The organism is Streptomyces sp. NPDC046887 (assembly GCF_040644755.1).
Classification (GTDB): domain Bacteria; phylum Actinomycetota; class Actinomycetes; order Streptomycetales; family Streptomycetaceae; genus Streptomyces; species Streptomyces lichenis.
Genome location: NZ_JBEYXH010000047.1, coordinates 40,234 through 55,639 on the forward strand (window position 1 = coordinate 40,234; position 15,406 = coordinate 55,639).

At 71.7% G+C, this 15,406-nt stretch carries 16 protein-coding genes; 12 read left to right on the plus strand and 4 right to left on the minus strand.

The features are described from left to right. Positions 1 to 135: 135 nt before the first annotated feature. Positions 136 to 885 carry a Crp/Fnr family transcriptional regulator gene (locus tag ABZ945_RS29850; RefSeq protein ID WP_361275822.1) on the minus strand — a complete coding sequence of 250 codons (750 nt, stop codon included), beginning with the start codon at positions 883 to 885 and terminating at the stop codon, positions 136 to 138. A gap of 215 nt (positions 886 to 1,100) precedes the next feature. After that, positions 1,101 to 1,682, minus strand: coding sequence for a hypothetical protein (locus ABZ945_RS29855; protein WP_248636989.1), 582 nt, complete (start codon positions 1,680 to 1,682; stop codon positions 1,101 to 1,103). A gap of 325 nt (positions 1,683 to 2,007) precedes the next feature. Between ABZ945_RS29855 and hemL the strand changes: the two genes are divergently transcribed. From hemL to ABZ945_RS29895, 8 genes are all read left to right on the plus strand, one after another. Continuing rightward, on the plus strand, positions 2,008 to 3,330 hold the full coding sequence (hemL, locus tag ABZ945_RS29860) for a glutamate-1-semialdehyde 2,1-aminomutase (protein ID WP_361275826.1): 1,323 nt from the start codon (positions 2,008 to 2,010) through the stop codon (positions 3,328 to 3,330). Then, positions 3,327 to 4,025 (plus strand): histidine phosphatase family protein, encoded by a 699-nt coding sequence (locus tag ABZ945_RS29865; protein WP_361275829.1) that lies wholly within the window; start codon positions 3,327 to 3,329, stop codon positions 4,023 to 4,025. Before hemL ends, ABZ945_RS29865 begins: the two co-directional genes overlap by 4 nt. A gap of 232 nt (positions 4,026 to 4,257) precedes the next feature. Further along, positions 4,258 to 5,505: a hypothetical protein gene (locus ABZ945_RS29870; RefSeq protein ID WP_361275832.1), complete on the plus strand. Its 1,248-nt coding sequence runs from the start codon at positions 4,258 to 4,260 to the stop codon at positions 5,503 to 5,505. Positions 5,506 to 5,709: 204 nt separating this feature from the next. Next, positions 5,710 to 6,330 carry a TlpA disulfide reductase family protein gene (locus ABZ945_RS29875; RefSeq protein WP_361275835.1) on the plus strand — a complete coding sequence of 207 codons (621 nt, stop codon included), beginning with the start codon at positions 5,710 to 5,712 and terminating at the stop codon, positions 6,328 to 6,330. Positions 6,331 to 6,334: 4 nt separating this feature from the next. Further along, the gene (locus tag ABZ945_RS29880) at positions 6,335 to 7,072 is read left to right on the plus strand and encodes a cytochrome c biogenesis CcdA family protein (RefSeq protein WP_361275838.1); all 738 of its coding nucleotides are present in this window, start codon (positions 6,335 to 6,337) and stop codon (positions 7,070 to 7,072) included. A gap of 4 nt (positions 7,073 to 7,076) precedes the next feature. Then, positions 7,077 to 9,191, plus strand: coding sequence for a cytochrome c biogenesis protein ResB (locus tag ABZ945_RS29885; RefSeq protein WP_361275841.1), 2,115 nt, complete (start codon positions 7,077 to 7,079; stop codon positions 9,189 to 9,191). Continuing rightward, positions 9,188 to 10,267, plus strand: coding sequence for a c-type cytochrome biogenesis protein CcsB (gene ccsB / locus ABZ945_RS29890; RefSeq protein ID WP_361275843.1), 1,080 nt, complete (start codon positions 9,188 to 9,190; stop codon positions 10,265 to 10,267). The genes ABZ945_RS29885 and ccsB overlap by 4 nt, the downstream gene beginning before the upstream one ends. An 83-nt stretch (positions 10,268 to 10,350) precedes the next feature. After that, the gene (locus ABZ945_RS29895) at positions 10,351 to 10,887 is read left to right on the plus strand and encodes an SRPBCC domain-containing protein (protein ID WP_361275845.1); all 537 of its coding nucleotides are present in this window, start codon (positions 10,351 to 10,353) and stop codon (positions 10,885 to 10,887) included. A gap of 13 nt (positions 10,888 to 10,900) precedes the next feature. On the opposite strand, the gene ABZ945_RS29900 is transcribed toward ABZ945_RS29895, so the two are convergent. Further along, a complete protein-coding gene (locus ABZ945_RS29900) occupies positions 10,901 to 11,293 on the minus strand; it encodes a PLD nuclease N-terminal domain-containing protein (RefSeq protein WP_361275867.1) in 393 nt (130 codons plus the stop codon). A gap of 104 nt (positions 11,294 to 11,397) precedes the next feature. Between ABZ945_RS29900 and ABZ945_RS29905 the strand changes: the two genes are divergently transcribed. From ABZ945_RS29905 to ABZ945_RS29920, 4 genes are all read left to right on the plus strand, one after another. Continuing rightward, entirely contained in the window at positions 11,398 to 12,849 is a 1,452-nt protein-coding gene (locus tag ABZ945_RS29905; protein ID WP_361275848.1) for a menaquinone biosynthesis decarboxylase, read from the plus strand. Then, on the plus strand, positions 12,846 to 13,319 hold the full coding sequence (locus tag ABZ945_RS29910) for a hypothetical protein (RefSeq protein ID WP_361275851.1): 474 nt from the start codon (positions 12,846 to 12,848) through the stop codon (positions 13,317 to 13,319). Before ABZ945_RS29905 ends, ABZ945_RS29910 begins: the two co-directional genes overlap by 4 nt. Then, positions 13,319 to 14,245 (plus strand): menaquinone biosynthesis prenyltransferase MqnP, encoded by a 927-nt coding sequence (gene mqnP, locus ABZ945_RS29915; RefSeq protein ID WP_361275853.1) that lies wholly within the window; start codon positions 13,319 to 13,321, stop codon positions 14,243 to 14,245. Before ABZ945_RS29910 ends, mqnP begins: the two co-directional genes overlap by 1 nt. Positions 14,246 to 14,344: 99 nt before the next feature. Then, a complete protein-coding gene (locus ABZ945_RS29920) occupies positions 14,345 to 14,911 on the plus strand; it encodes a Uma2 family endonuclease (RefSeq protein WP_361275855.1) in 567 nt (188 codons plus the stop codon). A gap of 20 nt (positions 14,912 to 14,931) precedes the next feature. On the opposite strand, the gene ABZ945_RS29925 is transcribed toward ABZ945_RS29920, so the two are convergent. Then, positions 14,932 to 15,406, minus strand: a 475-nt coding sequence (locus tag ABZ945_RS29925; RefSeq protein WP_361275858.1) for a rhomboid family intramembrane serine protease, incomplete at its 5' end; no start/stop codon positions are given.

A 15,406-nucleotide genomic window follows, 5' to 3' on the forward strand; every position in this document is an offset into this window, starting at 1 on the left:
CGTCGGGCAGGCGCCGGGCGAGTAGGGCGTCCTGCGCACGGTCTGTGTGACCGATGACGCAGAGGGGTGCGGCCGGCTGTCCGGTGGCGGGTCAGCGGGTCGGGATCGGCCTGCCGGCGCGGGCCTTCCGTCCCCTCACGCCGGCCCGCCGATGCGCCGGAGTACCTCTGGCCGGGTCACCACCAGCTCCTGACGGCGGGTGATCACGGCGTCCCGCTCGCGCAGTTCGCCGAGGAGCCGGGCGACCGATTCGCGGGAGGCGCCCACCGCCCCGGCCAGCTCCTGCTGGGTGAGGGGGACCCGGACGCGTACCCCTTCGGCAACCCGCTCGCCGTGGTGCTCGGCCAGCTCCAGCAGCAGCCGGGCCAGCCGCTGCCGGACGTCGCAGGCCGCCAGCTCCAGCCGTTTGCGGTCGCCGGCCCGCATCCGGTCGGTGACCACGGCCATCAGGGAGCGCTCGGCCGCCGGGTGGCGGTCGAGGAAGTCGCGGAAGCGTTCGGAGGCGATCACCACGGCCGCCACCGGCTCCAGGGTGACCACGGTGGCGGACCGGGTGGTGCCGTCCAGGGCCGCGCTCTCGCCCACCACGTCCCCGGGGCCGCGCAGCGCGAGCAGCGCCTCATGCCCGTCGGCGGACTCGTCGGTCACCTTCAGCCAGCCGTCCCGCACCAGCAGTACGTGGGTGGAGGGTTCGCCCTTGGTCAGCAGCACCGTCCGCTCGGGGTAGCGCAGCTCGACCCCGGCCGCGAGCAGCGCGGCCGCGGCCTTCTCGGCCAGCCGGGCCAGATAGGGCACCCGGTCGTCGGTGAGCAGGGGCGCGGGTGCGACGGCACGGTCCGGCCGGCGTAACGCTCCTGCCTCCGCGCGTCCGGCGGAGCTGTTCACAGCGGTGTCCTTCCCGCAGCCGCCCGCGCTCGCCGGCTGCCGGCGCGGACGGGCGCCCGGGGCTCTCCGGGCCGGGACACGGGCATCCACCCCCACCCCACCGGCACGCGCCCGACGATTGTGGCCCACCGCAGCCGCCCGAGGCGGCACTTTCACCGAACCCGTGGCCGAATCCCGGCCGAGGAGTCAGGGCCCTCGGACTCAGCTGGTGGCGCTCACGGCCACACCAAGCAGTAGGGCTGGTGCCCCGCCTCGTGCAGTCGGTGCGAGAAGTCCTGCCACTCGTGGAGCAGCTGGTAGACGTTGAAGGCGTCGCGGGGGCCGCCGCGGTCGGGGACGGTGGACCAGATGAAGGCGGCGGCGCCGACGGACTCCTCGCCTACGCCGCGCAGCGGGTCGACGACCGTCATGGGGAGCTTGACCACGGCGTAGTCGGGGTGGAGGACGACCAGCTCCAGCGGGGGGACGCGGTGCAGGGGCATGCCCTGGATGCCGGTGAGCACCATCGCGGCTATCGTCTCGGGTTTGATCTTGGTGAACATCCCGCCCATGCCGAGCTCGTCGCCGCCCAGCTCCTCCGGGCGCATCGAGATCGGTACCCGGGCCGCGGTGGCGCCGTCGGGCGCGCCGAAGTACTTGTAGGTCACCCCCATGCCCCGGCCACCCCCGCTTGTGCTGCCGCCCAGGGGCCCGGTGCTCCCCAGAGGTCCGTCCTGCTCGCGTCGGTGCCTTCCCCGCCGGGCAGGCTCGGGACCCAGGTCGTCGGTCCCCTCGCCCAGTCCGCCACCGCGATGCATATCTCCACCCGACTGCTTTTTAGGTAACACAGCCCCCGCCGCGCAACCCGATCATCGTGACAGTGACCTCCCCCACGGACGTGTGGTGAAACACCTGTCCGCGGATGGGCCCGCGCCTCTGACACCATGGATCGCGTGACCATTCCCTATGAGGCTCCAGTTTCGCAGACGCGGAGGTCCGGCGCCTCGTCGTAAAGAACGTCGCGGGCGGGCGGTCCGTTCAACGGGCCCGTCGGGCGGGACCGCCGTACGGACCTTCCCACGGCGCCCCGCCGCCGCCCGCCCGTCAGCCGTAGCCGTACCCGTACTCGCAGGTCAGGACAACGTGCCGTACTCATACGAAGCCCCAGTCTCACAGACGCTTTTCGACCGCGCGTCCAAAGTGACGCCCGGCGGTGTCAACTCGCCCGTGCGCGCCTTCCGGGCCGTGGGCGGTACGCCCCGGTTCATGGTGTCCGGTGACGGTCCGTACCTGACGGACGCCGACGGCCGGGAGTACGTGGACCTCGTCTGCTCGTGGGGGCCGATGATCCTCGGCCACTCCCACCCCGAGGTGATCGCCGCGGTGCAGGAGGCGGTCGCCCGCGGCACCTCCTTCGGTACGCCCGGGGAGGGCGAGGTGGCGCTCGCGGAGGAGATCGTGGACCGCGTCCCCCCGGTGGAGCAGGTGCGGCTGGTGTCCTCCGGCACCGAGGCCACCATGTCGGCGATCCGGCTGGCCCGCGGCTTCACCGGCCGCGCCAAGGTGGTGAAGTTCGCCGGCTGCTACCACGGGCATGTGGACGCGCTGCTGGCCGCCGCCGGCTCGGGGCTGGCCACCTTCGCCCTGCCGGACACCCCGGGCGTCACCGGCGCCCAGGCCGGCGACACCATCGTGCTGCCGTACAACGACCTGGACGCGGTGCGCGAGGCCTTCGCCGCCAACCCGGGCCAGATCGCCTGTGTGATCACCGAGGCCTCGCCGGGCAACATGGGCGTGGTCCCGCCCGCCGAGGGCTTCAACCAGGGGCTCAAGGACCTCTGCGCGGAGCACGGCGCGCTGTTCGTCTCGGACGAGGTGATGACCGGCTTCCGTACCAGCAGGGCCGGCTGGTTCGGGGTGGACGGGGTCGTCCCCGACCTGATGACCTTCGGCAAGGTGATGGGCGGCGGCTTCCCGGCGGCCGCGTTCGGCGGGCGCGCCGAGGTGATGGCGCACCTCGCCCCGGCCGGCCCGGTCTACCAGGCGGGCACCCTCTCCGGTAACCCGGTCGCCACCGCCGCCGGCCTCGCCCAGCTGCGGCTGCTGGACGACGGGGCGTACGCGAAGGTGGACGCGGTCTCCCGGGAGGTGCGGGAGCTGGTGTCCATCGCCCTGAACAAGGAGGGCGTGGCGCACCGGATCCAGACCGCGAGCAACATGTTCTCGGTGTTCTTCACCGGGGAGGAGCGGGTGCGGAACTACGAGGACGCCAAGCGCCAGGAGTCGTTCCGTTTCACCGCCTTCTTCCACGCGATGCTGGCCGGGGGCGTCTATCTGCCGCCGTCCGCCTTCGAGTCCTGGTTCGTGTCCACCGCGCACGACGCCCGGGCCATCGAGCGGATCTCCGACGCGCTGCCGGCCGCCGCCCGCGCCGCCGCCCAGGCCACTCCGGGGGCCGCCGCGTGAGCACCCGCAAGCAGGAGAGCGAGGTCACCGTCGTCCACCTGGTGCGCCACGGCGAGGTGGACAACCCGGACGGGGTGCTCTACGGGCGGCGCGAGGGCTACCACCTCTCCGAGCTGGGGCGGCGGATGGCCGACCGGGTCGCCGAGCACCTCGCGGCGCGGGACGTCACCCATGTGGTGGCCTCCCCGCTGGAGCGGGCGCAGGAGACGGCCGAGCCGGTCGCCAAGACGCACGGCCTGGACGTGGCCACCGACGAGCGCCTGATCGAGGCGGCCAACGTCTTCGAGGGCAAGACCTTCGGCGTCGGCGACGGGGCGCTGCGCCGCCCGGAGAACTGGCGCCACCTCACCAACCCGTTCCGCCCCTCCTGGGGTGAGCCGTACATCGAGCAGGTGGTGCGGATGATGGGCGCGCTGGACGCGGCCCGGGACGCGGCCCGGGGCCATGAGGCGGTGTGCGTCAGCCACCAGCTGCCGATCTGGATCGTCCGCAGCTTCGCCGAGAAGCGCCGCCTCTGGCACGACCCGCGCCGCCGGCAGTGCACCCTCGCCTCGCTGACCTCCTTCACCTACCAGGGCGCCAAGCTGGTCTCGGTCGGCTACAGCGAGCCCGCGCTCGACCTGGTCCCGCCGCATCTGCGCGCGGGCGCCAGGCCGGCCAAGTCCAAGGGCGCGTCCAAGGCCTTCGGCGCCTGAGTGAGGCACCTGAGCAAGGCACAGGGCGCCCGGCTTCGTATCTCCAGGGGTACGGGGCCGGGCGCCGCTGTGTGGTCAGGGCATGACACTGCGAAGTGGTGCACCCCGCTCCGGAACCGCGCGAGTTCCCCACCCCTCTCACTGAATGCCGGTTTTGACCCAAGTCAAGTCCCACGTCAGGTAGGGAGCGCCGGCACGGCAGCGAAGAAGCGCGAACGCGGATGGGGACGATATGCGCGGCATCACTCGAAGGGGACTGCTCGGAGCGGGAGTCGGGGCAGCGGCCGCCCTCGGGGTCGCCGGCTGTGAGTCGGCGAGCGGCAAGTCCGGTGGCGACGGGGCGGGTGGCGCCGGCGACCCCGGCAAGGGCGGCGGAACGAGCCCCTCGCCGACCGCCAAGGAACGGCTGATAGGCGACGGCTCCACGGCCGACACCGGCAAGCAGCCCCACCAGCCGGACCGGCCCGTACCGCTGGAGCCGGGTCAGACCCCGCCGCAGTTCGTGGTGTTCTCCTGGGACGGCGCGGGCGAGGTCGGCAACGGCCTCTTCCCGCGTTTCCTGGAACTCGCCAAGGAACACGACGCGGCGATGACCTTCTTCCTCTCCGGGCTCTATCTGCTGCCCGAGTCCAAGCAGACCCTCTACCGCCCGCCGAAGAACCGCGTCGGCGCCTCCGACATCGGCTACCTCACCGACGACCACATCAAGCAGACGCTGAAATACGTCCGCCAGGCCTGGCTCGACGGACACGAGATAGGCACCCATTTCAACGGGCATTTCTGCGCCGGTTCCGGATCGGTGGGGAACTGGAGCTCCGCGGACTGGCAGAGCGAGATCGACCAGGCCGTGAAGTTCGTCACCGAATGGAAGACCATCTCGGGCTGGAAGGACATCGACCCGCTGCCCTTCGACTACCGCAAGGAACTCGTCGGCGGCCGCACCCCCTGTCTGCTCGGCCAGGACAACCTGCTGCCCACGGCGAAGAAGCTCGGCTGGCGCTACGACGCCAGCTCGCCCGGCGGCCACCAGATGTGGCCCGCCAAGAAGCAGGGCGTCTGGGACCTGCCCCTCCAGCAGATCCCCTTCCCCGGGCGGTCCTTCGAGGTGCTGTCGATGGACTACAACATGCTCGCCAACCAGTCCGGCAACTCCACCAAGGGCATGACCTCCCGCTACCCGGAGTGGAAGCGGCAGTCCACCGAGGCGTACATCGCGGGATTCCAGCGCGCCTACGAGTCCAACCGCGCGCCGTTCTTCGTCGGCAACCACTTCGAGCAGTGGAACGGCGGTATCTACATGGACGCCGTGGAATCCGCGATCAAGCACATCGGCGGAAAGAAGGACGTGCGGATGGTCTCCTTCCGCCAGTTCTGCGACTGGCTGGACGTGCAGGACCCGAAGATCGTGGAGAAAATGCGCACCCTTCAGCCCGGGCAGTCCCCGACCGGCGGCTGGAACACCTTTCTGAAGTCCGTCTGAGGGCTGTCCGGAGTCCGTCCGAGGTCCGCCTGAGGGGCGGCGGGGGCCGGAACAGGGCCTGCGGGGCCGGGAGCCGATCTTGAATCCAAGGAAGCTGGGAGCCTCCGGGGCTTCCGGCTCCCTTAGGCGCTATTCACATCAGCCCTTTACGGGCAGCCAGGGGGGCGCGGAAGATCCCCGGAACGCCCATGCGAAACTTTTCACATGAGCCCTCGGTCGAGTTCCGGAACCCGCCGCGCCCCCCGCAGCGCCCTGCTGCTCACCGGTGCCGTCGCGGCCGCGCTCACGCTCACCGCGTGCGGTGGCGGCGACGGCGACCTCAAGAGCGGCGGCGGTACCAACTTCGTCACCGGCAAGAGCGGCATCGCCACCGTCGCCCCGGCCGACCGCAAGCCGGCCGGCGCCATAGCGGGCAAGACCCTCACCGGCGAGCAGTTCGACGTGGCCGACCTCAAGGGCAAGGTCGTCGTCCTCAACGTCTGGGGCTCCTGGTGCGGCCCCTGCCGCGCCGAGGCTCCGCACTTCGCCAAGGTCTCCAAGGAGCTGAAGAAGCAGGGCGTGGAGTTCGTCGGACTCAACGTCCGCGACCCCAACGAGAACCAGGCCGTGCAGTTCGAGAAGAACTTCCAGATCACCTACCCGAGCCTGCACGACCCGGCGGGCAAGCTGCTGGTGAACGGCTTCCCCAAGGGCACGCTCAACCCGCAGACCATCCCGACCACCATCGCGCTCGACCGCGAGGGCCGGATCGCCGCCCGCTCGATGGCCGCCCTCGGCGAGGACAAGCTGCGCGAGATGATCGACCCGCTGGTCGCGGAGAAGTAGTCCTATGAACGAGACGGTAGAGAGCGGTGCGCTGCTGCTCGCCCTGCCCATCGCCCTGCTCGCCGGACTGGTGTCCTTCTTCTCCCCGTGCGTGCTGCCGCTGGTCCCCGGCTACCTGTCCTACGTGACCGGGGTCACCGGCACCGACCTGGCCGACGCCCGGCGCGGCCGGATGACCGCCGGCGCCGCCCTCTTCGTCCTCGGCTTCACCGCCGTCTTCGTCTCCGGCGGCGCCCTCTTCGGCTACTTCGGCAGCACCCTCCAGGAGTACCGGGAGACCCTCACCACCGTCCTCGGTGTGCTGATGATCCTGCTGGGCGTCTTCTTCGCCGGGCTGATGCCCTGGTTCACCCAGCGCGAGTTCCGCTTCCACCGCAAGCCCGCCACCGGGCTGGTCGGGGCGCCGCTCCTTGGCGCGCTGTTCGGCATCGGCTGGACCCCGTGCATCGGCCCGACCCTCGGCTCCGCCCTGTCCCTGTCGGCCACCGAGGCCGGCGCCGGGCGCGGGGCGCTGCTCACCTTCGCGTACTGCCTCGGTCTGGGCGTACCGTTCGTCCTCGCGGCCATCGCCTTCCGCAAGGCGCTCGGCGTCTTCGGCTGGGTCAAGCGCCACTACGCCTGGGTGCTGAGGATCGGCGGCGCCATGATGATCGCGACCGGACTGCTGCTCCTCACAGGTGTGTGGGACACCCTGGTGCAGCAGATGCAGGTGTGGTCCAACGGTTTCCAGGTGGGGATCTAGTCCGATGAGCAAGACCGACACGAGCGCGGTGAACCGCGCCGCCTCCGAGACCGAAGCGGCGGCTTCCGAGGCCGAGGCGGCTTCTGAGGCCGAGGCCGGCGCCCAGTTGTCCACCGCCCCCCGGGAGGACACCTCCACCGGCGGCCCGACGCTCGGGCCGATCGGCTGGCTGCGCTGGTTCTGGCGCCAGCTGACCTCCATGCGGGTCGCGCTGATCCTGCTCTTCCTGCTCTCCCTCGGGGCCATCCCGGGCTCGCTCATCCCGCAGAACGGGGTGGACGAGATGAAGGTCCAGGACTTCAAGACCGCCAACCCCGGCCTCACCCCGCTCTACGAGAAGCTCCAGCTCTTCGACGTCTACAGCTCGGTGTGGTTCTCCGCGATCTACATCCTGCTGTTCGTCTCCCTCATCGGCTGCATCGTGCCCCGCAGCTGGCAGTTCGTCGGCCAGCTGCGCGGCCGCCCGCCGGCCGCCCCCAAGCGCCTCACCCGCCTCCCGGCGTACACCACCTGGCGCACCGGGGCCACGCCCGAGCAGGTCGACGAGGCCGCGCTGCGGCTGCTTAAGGGCCGCCGCTACCGGGCGCACCGCGCCAAGGGCTCGGTCGCCGGCGAGAAGGGCTATCTGCGCGAGGCCGGGAACCTGCTCTTCCATGTGGCGCTGATCGTGATGCTGGTGGCCTTCGCCACCGGCCAGCTCTTCAAGTCCGAGGGCGGCAAGCTGGTGGTGGAGGGCGACGGCTTCTCCAACACGCTGCCGCTCTACGACGACTTCCGCTCCGGCTCCCTCTTCGACACCGACGACCTGGCCCCGTTCAGCTTCACCCTGGACCAGTTCAGCGGCACCTACGAGACGAGCGGCCCGCAGCGCGGCACGCCCCGCACCTTCGAGGCGGACGTGAACTACTCGGTGCCCGGTGGCCCGGACAAGAAGGGCAAGATCAAGGTCAACGAGCCGCTGGTGGTCGAGGGCACCAAGGTGTACCTGATCTCCCACGGCTACGCCCCGGTGGTCACCGTCCGCGATCCGCGCGGCGAGGTCGTCTTCAAGGGCGCGGTGCCGCTGCTCCCGGTGGACAACAACATCACCTCCACCGGTGTGATCAAGGTGATGGACGGCTACCGCGACAAGAAGGGCAAGAAGGAGCAGCTGGGCCTGCCGGCCTTCTTCGTCCCGACCTACGCGGGCAAGGGCCACGGCCAGATGTTCAGCAAGTTCCCCGGCCTGGCCGCCCCCGCCCTCAACCTCGGCGCCTACCACGGCGACCTGCGGGTCAACGCCGGACTGCCGCAGAACGTCTACCAGCTCGACCGCAGCAAGCTGAAGCCGTTCAAGGACAAGAACGGCGACGTCTTCAAGCAGACCCTGCTGCCCGGCGAGACCATGAAGCTGCCCGACGGCGCCGGCTCGGTCACCTTCGAGAAGGAGATCAAGGAGTGGGCCAGCTTCCAGATCTCCCAGCAGCCCGGCAACGGCCTGGCGCTGGCCGGTGCGATCGCCGCGATCGCGGGCCTGGCCGGCTCGCTGTTCATCCAGCGCCGCCGGGTGTGGGTACGGGCCACCGCCGGTCCCGACGGGGTGACGGTGGTGGAGATGGCGGGGCTGGGCCGCAGCGAGTCCGCGAAGCTCCCCGAGGAGCTGGCCGAACTGGCCGCCCGCCTCCACGCCCTGGCCCCGACCGCGCCGACGGCCGAGGGCCCCGGGGGCGGGGACGCTACGGATGCCCTCGGAGGCGAAGAGCCGGAAGCGGCCGCCCCGGAAGCGGCCGGCCCGGAAGCCGCAGATGGGGACGCCGCGTCCCCCGCCGGTCCCGCTGAGCCCGCTACCCCCGGCGCCGTCACCCCGGCGGCCCCCGCCTCGGGCAAGCCCGCCCGCTCCGGCGGTCCTGCCGCCGACCCCGCGGATCCCGCCGCAGACCCCGCGGATCCCGCCGCCTCCGCCGCCGATCCCGCAGACGCTGTCGCCTCCTCCGCCGCCGACCCCGCGGGCGATCCTGCGAAGTCCGCCGACTCCACCGCGGCTGCTTCCGCCTCCGCCGCGGATCCCGCAGACACTGCCGCCTCCGCCGCAGATCCCGCCGGCTCCGCCGGCCCCGCCGAAGAAGGGGCTGAGAAGTGAATCTCGCCGCCGCGACCAACGAGAGCCTCGCGGAGATGAGCAATGTGCTCATCTACTCGTCGATGGCCGTCTACACCCTCGCCTTCCTGGCGCATATCGCCGAATGGGTCCTCGGCAGCCGCAGCAAGGTCGGCCGCACCGCCGCCGCGCTCACCCCGGCCCGTACCGCCGCCGCGGCCTCGGCCCCCCAGGTGAAGACCGCGGGCGGTACGGCGGTGCTGGACCGGCCCAAGGTGGTCACCCGCTCTGCCAGCGGGGCGCGGGACGTGCCGGACGGTCCGGGCGCGGCCGGCGGGGACGAGCAGGGCGACCTCTACGGGCGGATCGCCGTCTCGCTGACCACTCTCGCCTTCCTGGTCGAGGCGGCCGGTGTGGTCACCCGCGCGGTCTCGGTGCAGCGGGCCCCCTGGGGCAACATGTACGAGTTCTCCACCACCTTCTCCACGGTGGCGGTCGGCGCGTACCTCGGCTTCCTGCTGGCGAAGAAGAACATCCGCTGGATGGGCCTGCCGCTGGTCACCACCGTCCTGCTGGACCTCGGCATCGCCACCACCTGGCTCTACACCGAGAGCGACCAGCTGGTCCCGGCGCTGCACTCGTACTGGCTGTGGATCCACGTCTCCACCGCGATCTTCTGCGGCGCCGTCTTCTACCTGGGCGCGGTCGCCACCCTGCTCTACCTGTTCCGCGACTCCTACGAGAGCAAGCTCGCCGGCGGCGGTTCGCCGAGCGCCTTCGCCCGCTCGGTGCTGGAGCGGCTGCCGGCCGCCGCGTCCCTGGACAAGTTCGCCTACCGGGTCAACGCGGCGATCTTCCCGCTGTGGACCTTCACCATCATCGCGGGCGCCATCTGGGCCGGCGACGCCTGGGGCCGCTACTGGGGCTGGGACGCCAAGGAGGTCTGGTCCTTCATCACCTGGGTCGCCTACGCCGCGTATCTGCACGCCCGGGCGACCGCCGGCTGGAAGGGCCGCAAGGCGGCGTACATCGCGCTCATCGCGTTCGCCTGCTTCCTCTTCAACTACTACGGCGTGAACATCTTCGTGAACAGCAAGCACTCCTACGCCGGGGTGTGACCGCCGGAGTGTGACCGCCGGGGTGTGACCGCTCCGGCGAGGGCGCGGTCGCGCGCGGCCGGGCGGCGCGGGAGGCTGGGGGCATGGCCCCCACGCTGCTGCCGCCCGGTGAGACGGAGACCCGCGGCGACCGGCACATCCTCCGGTTCGCCGTGCCGCTGCCGCACCCCGGCGAGCGGGTCTGGCTGGCGCTCACCACCCCCGGTGGGCTGGGCGACTGGCTGGCGGAGTCCCGGGGGCTCCAGCCCCGGCTGGGCGGCGAGGTCGCGCTGCGCTGGCTGACCCCGCCCGACCGCACGGCGGCCCCCGGGCCCGCCGAGAGCGGGACGGTGACGGCCTGGGAGCTGAAGCGGATCGCCGAGTACACGGTGGGGCCGCACGGCAGGATGCGGTTCCAGCTGGAGCCGGGCGAGCGGCCGGGCACCACCGTGCTGCGCTTCACCAACGAGTTCCGGGGCACCGAGGAACAGCGGCTGGACCGGCTGGCCTGCTGGCACGACCACTTCCTGCACCTGGCCGCCCATCTGGACGGCCACCGCACCGACTGGGCCGACTGGTCCACCAAGCGCTGGCAGGGCCTGCGCGACGACTACGAGGCGCGGGACTTCGACGCCTCCTGAGGGCTGTCGGGACTCAGGACTTCGAGGGGCCAGGGCCGCCGTCGGCCGGACCGCCGCCGCCCTGCTCGTCCGCCGGGCGGGCGTCCTTTTCAGGCTCGGACCCTTCCTCGCGGTCCTCGCGCGGGGCGGCCGGGCGGTCGCCGCCCAGCGACTTCAGGAATTCCGGGTTGTCGTCCGGCGCGACCCAGCCGCCGCCCGAGCGGCCACGGCCGCCGGGCCTGCCCGCGCCGGGACGGGGCCCGGTGCGGGCCTTGCCGCCGACCAGCCAGACGATCGGGCCGACGATCCAGAACAGCAGGATGATGAAGACCCAGGCCACCTTCGGCAGGTGCTTGGTCTCCTCCTCCGAGGTGTTCAGGCAGTCGATGAAGGCGTAGATCGTCAGCGCCAGCGGCAGGATGAACATGAGCGCCCTGAGCATGTGGGACAGCCCCCTGGAAGCAGCGGCGGGCCGTGTCGCGACAGCCCCGGTGACAGAGCCAGCGTAGCCGGTGGCGGATACTGGACCCCATGGCTTACGACGATCTTCGCTCGCTGCTCAGGGCGCTGGAGCGCGACGGCGACCTCAAGCGCATCAAGGCCGAAGTCGATCCGTACCTGGAGGTCGGGGAGATCGTCGACCGGGTGCAGAAGTCCGGCGGCCCGGCCCTGCTCTTCGAGAACGTGCGCGGCTCGGCCATGCCGCTGGCGATGAACGTCTTCGGCACCGACCGCCGCACGCTGAAGGCGCTGGGCCTGAAGTCGTACGACGAGATCGGCGAGAAGATCGGCGGGCTGCTCCGCCCCGAGCTGCCGCACGGCTTCACCGGGGTGCGCGAGGCCTTCGGCAAGCTCGGCGCGATGGCCCACGTACCGCCGAAGAAGGTGAAGGACGCCCCCGTCCAGGAGGTGGTCCTCACCGGCGAGGACGTCGACCTGGACGCGCTGCCCGCGCTGTTCACCTGGCCCGGGGACGGCGGCTCCTTCTTCAACCTGGGGCTCACCCACACCCGGCACCCCGAGAACGGCATCCGCAACCTCGGGCTGTACCGGCTCCAGCGGCACGACCGGCGCACCATCGGCATGCACTGGCAGATCCACAAGGACAGCCGCAACCACTACCAGGTGGCCGCCCGGCGCGGGGAGCGGCTGCCGGTCGCCATCGCCTTCGGGGCGCCGCCCGCCGTCACCTACGCCTCCACCGCGCCGCTGCCGGAGGACATCGACGAGTACCTGTTCGCCGGGTTCCTCCGGGGCAAGCGGATCGAGATGGTCGACTGCAAGACCGTGCCGCTCCAGGTGCCGGCGCAGGCCGAGGTGGTGCTGGAAGGCTGGCTGGAGCCCGGCAAGACCCTTCCCGAGGGGCCGTTCGGCGACCACACCGGCTTCTACACCCCGCAGGAGCCGTTCCCGGCGCTCACCATCGACTGCGTGACCATGCGCCGCCGGCCGCTGCTCCAGTCCATCGTGGTCGGCCGCCCGCCCACCGAGGACGGGCCGCTGGGCCGCGCCACCGAGCGCTTCTTCCTCCCGCTGCTCAAGATCATCGTCCCGGACATCGTGGACTACCACCTCCCCGAGTCCGGCGGCTTCCACAACTGCGCCATCGTCTCGATCGAGAAGAAGTACCCCAAGCACGCGCAGAAGGTGATGAGCGCCATCTGGGGCGCGCACATGATGTCGCTCACCAAGCTGATCGTGGTCGTGGACGCCGACTGCGACGTACGCAATCTGCACGAGGTGTCCTGGCGGGCGCTGGGCAACACCGACTACGCCCGCGACCTGACCGTGGTCGAGGGGCCGGTGGACCATCTGGACCACGCCTCCTACCAGCAGTTCTGGGGCGGCAAGGCGGGTATCGACGCCACCGCCAAATGGCCCGAGGAGGGCTACACCCGGGACGGCGGCTGGCCCGAGATGGTGGTGTCCGACCCGGAGACGGCGGCCACGGTGGACCGGCGCTGGAAGGAGTACGGACTGTGAGCGGCTCCGCGATGGCCGGCCCGGCCCTCTTCCTCGGCGGTGAGGACGCCTATGTGGCCTTCGTCCGCCCCGAGCTCGACCCGGCCGACACGGACGTCATCCGGGCCGCCGCCGAGGCGGGCGTCGACCCGGCCGAGTTCGCCGGGCCCGGGGACACCTGGGCGGTGCTCTACGAGACCGGGACCGGCGAGGGCGACGGCTTCGACCTGCCCGGCGTACGGAACACCGAGCCGGCCGGGTTCGCCGAGCAACTGCGCGCCGAACTGGCCGCCGCCGCAGGCCCCTTCACCGTGGACGGCGGCGCCGTGCTGCGGCTGGACGCCCACCCGGCCGGTCCCGACGCGTACGCCTTCACCGCCCGCGTCACCCCGCCCGGCGACGAGGTCGCCCCGGTCACCGTGGAGACCGGCCCGCTGCCCGTCTCCGCTCTGCTGACCGACCTCGACGCCTTCCTGGAGAGCCTCGCGTGATGACCACCGCCGACGGAGTCGTCAGCTCCGGTCCCGCGCCCCGGCCGCAGCCGGCCGGCAAGGTGAAGTCCTTCCTCCGGCTGGTGATGATCGAGCACTCGGTCTTCGCGCTGCCCTTCGCCTATATCGCCGCCCTGACCGCCATGTTCGAAGCCGACCGCTCGGTGCACTGGCTGGAACTCCTCCTGGTCACCGTGGCGATGGTGGGGCTGCGCACCTTCGCGATGGCCTGCAACCGGATCATCGACCGTGAGATCGACGCCCGGAACCCGCGCACCGCGAGCCGCGAACTGGTCACCGGCGCGGTCTCGGTCCGCTCCGCCTGGACCGGCGCCCTGCTCGCCCTGGCCGTCTTCCTCGGCGCCGCCGCCCTCCTCAACCCGCTCTGCCTGACCCTGGCCCCGATCGCCGTCGTGCCGATGGTGGTCTATCCCTACGGCAAGCGGTTCACGAACTTCCCGCACGCCATCCTGGGTCTGGCCCAGGCCATGGGCCCGGTCGGCGCCTGGATCGCTGTCACCGGCGCCTGGTCCTGGGACGCGGTGGTCCTCGGCCTCGCGGTCGGCGTCTGGATCGGCGGCTTCGACCTCATCTTCGCCTGCCAGGACGTCCAGGCCGACCGCGCCCACGGCGTGAAGTCCGTCCCCGCCCGCTACGGCATCCCCGCCGCCCTGCACGGCGCCCGCGCCGCCCATGTCGTCACCACCGGGCTGCTCGTCTGGTACGCCCTGCTCACCGGTGCCGGCCTCTTCTTCTGGCTCGGCCTCCTCGTCGTCGCCGCCGCCTTTGTCTACGAGCACACCATCGTCCGCCCCCACGACCTCTCCCGCCTCAACCGGGCCTTCTTCACGGTCAACGGCTTCATCGGCATCGCCCTCTTCGCCTGCGCCCTGCTGGACCTGGTGGTCCGGGGGCTGCGGGGGTAGCCCGAAGGGGTGAAGGGGACGGAACCGGGCCCGTCACCCACGGTCGACCGCTAGCGTCCGGCCTGACCACCGAGTGCGCGGATCGGGAAGGGGCTCGGCATGACCGGTACGGACGGAGCACCCGTGGCCGCGCGGCTGAGCCGGTTCGAGGACGCGTTCCCCGGCTTCCGGTCGCAGATCGTCGCGGGCAGCTTCCTGCTCACCCCGGTGAAGCCGTTCGACGGCGCCACCATCCACACCCTGTGGGACCAGCTCGCCGCCCAGCTCCCTGAGGGCTGGGAGTGCGTGAGCGATGTGGCGGTGCCGTTCGACGAGGACGACGAGTTCTGCCCGGACCTCGCGCTGCTGCCGGCTGCGGAGGTGGCCAGGAACCTCATCGCCTACCCGCCGGAGCTGATCGAGCTGGCGGCGGAAGTGGTGTCGCCGGGCACCGCGCACCTCGACTACGAGGTGAAGGACCAGGCGTACGCGCGGCGCGGCATCCCGAACTACCTGGTCCTCGACCCGTACCGGGCGCACTGCGTGACCCGGTGGAACCCCGGCCCCGACGGCTACCGGGGCCAGGACACCATCCCGTACGGCGGGAAGGTCACCGTGGACACCCGTATCGGTCGGCTCACCATCGACACCGCCGACCTCCCCGTGGACCCGGGCGCACGCTCCTGAACCCGCGAGGGCCCGCATCCTCAGGCGTACGGCGGGAGGGCCGCCCTGCGCGGCGCTCGGCGGCGGAAGACGAAGGCGGCCAGGGTGCCTGCCGCCAGGCCGAAGAGGTGGCCCTGCCAGCTGACGCCGTCCTGGCCGGGGGATATGCCGAACCAGATGGAGCCGCCCCAGATCGCGCCGACCAGCAGGCCGACCACGATGTCGGGGGCGCTGCGGTCCACGAAGCCGCGGGCGACCAGATAGCCGAAGAGGCCGAAGACCAGGCCGGAGGCGCCCGCGGTGACGCTGTACTCGGGGGAGACCAGCCAGACGCCGAGGCCGTCGGCGACGATGATCAGCGCGGCGACGCCCAGGAAGCGGCGAATACCGCCCAGCGCGGCGAGGAAGCCCATCACGGCCAGCGGGATGGTGTTGGCCATCAGATGGTCGAAGCCGTAGTGGAGGAAGGCGGAGGGCACGATGTCGCGCAGCTCGCCGGTGTCCCGCGGGCTGACC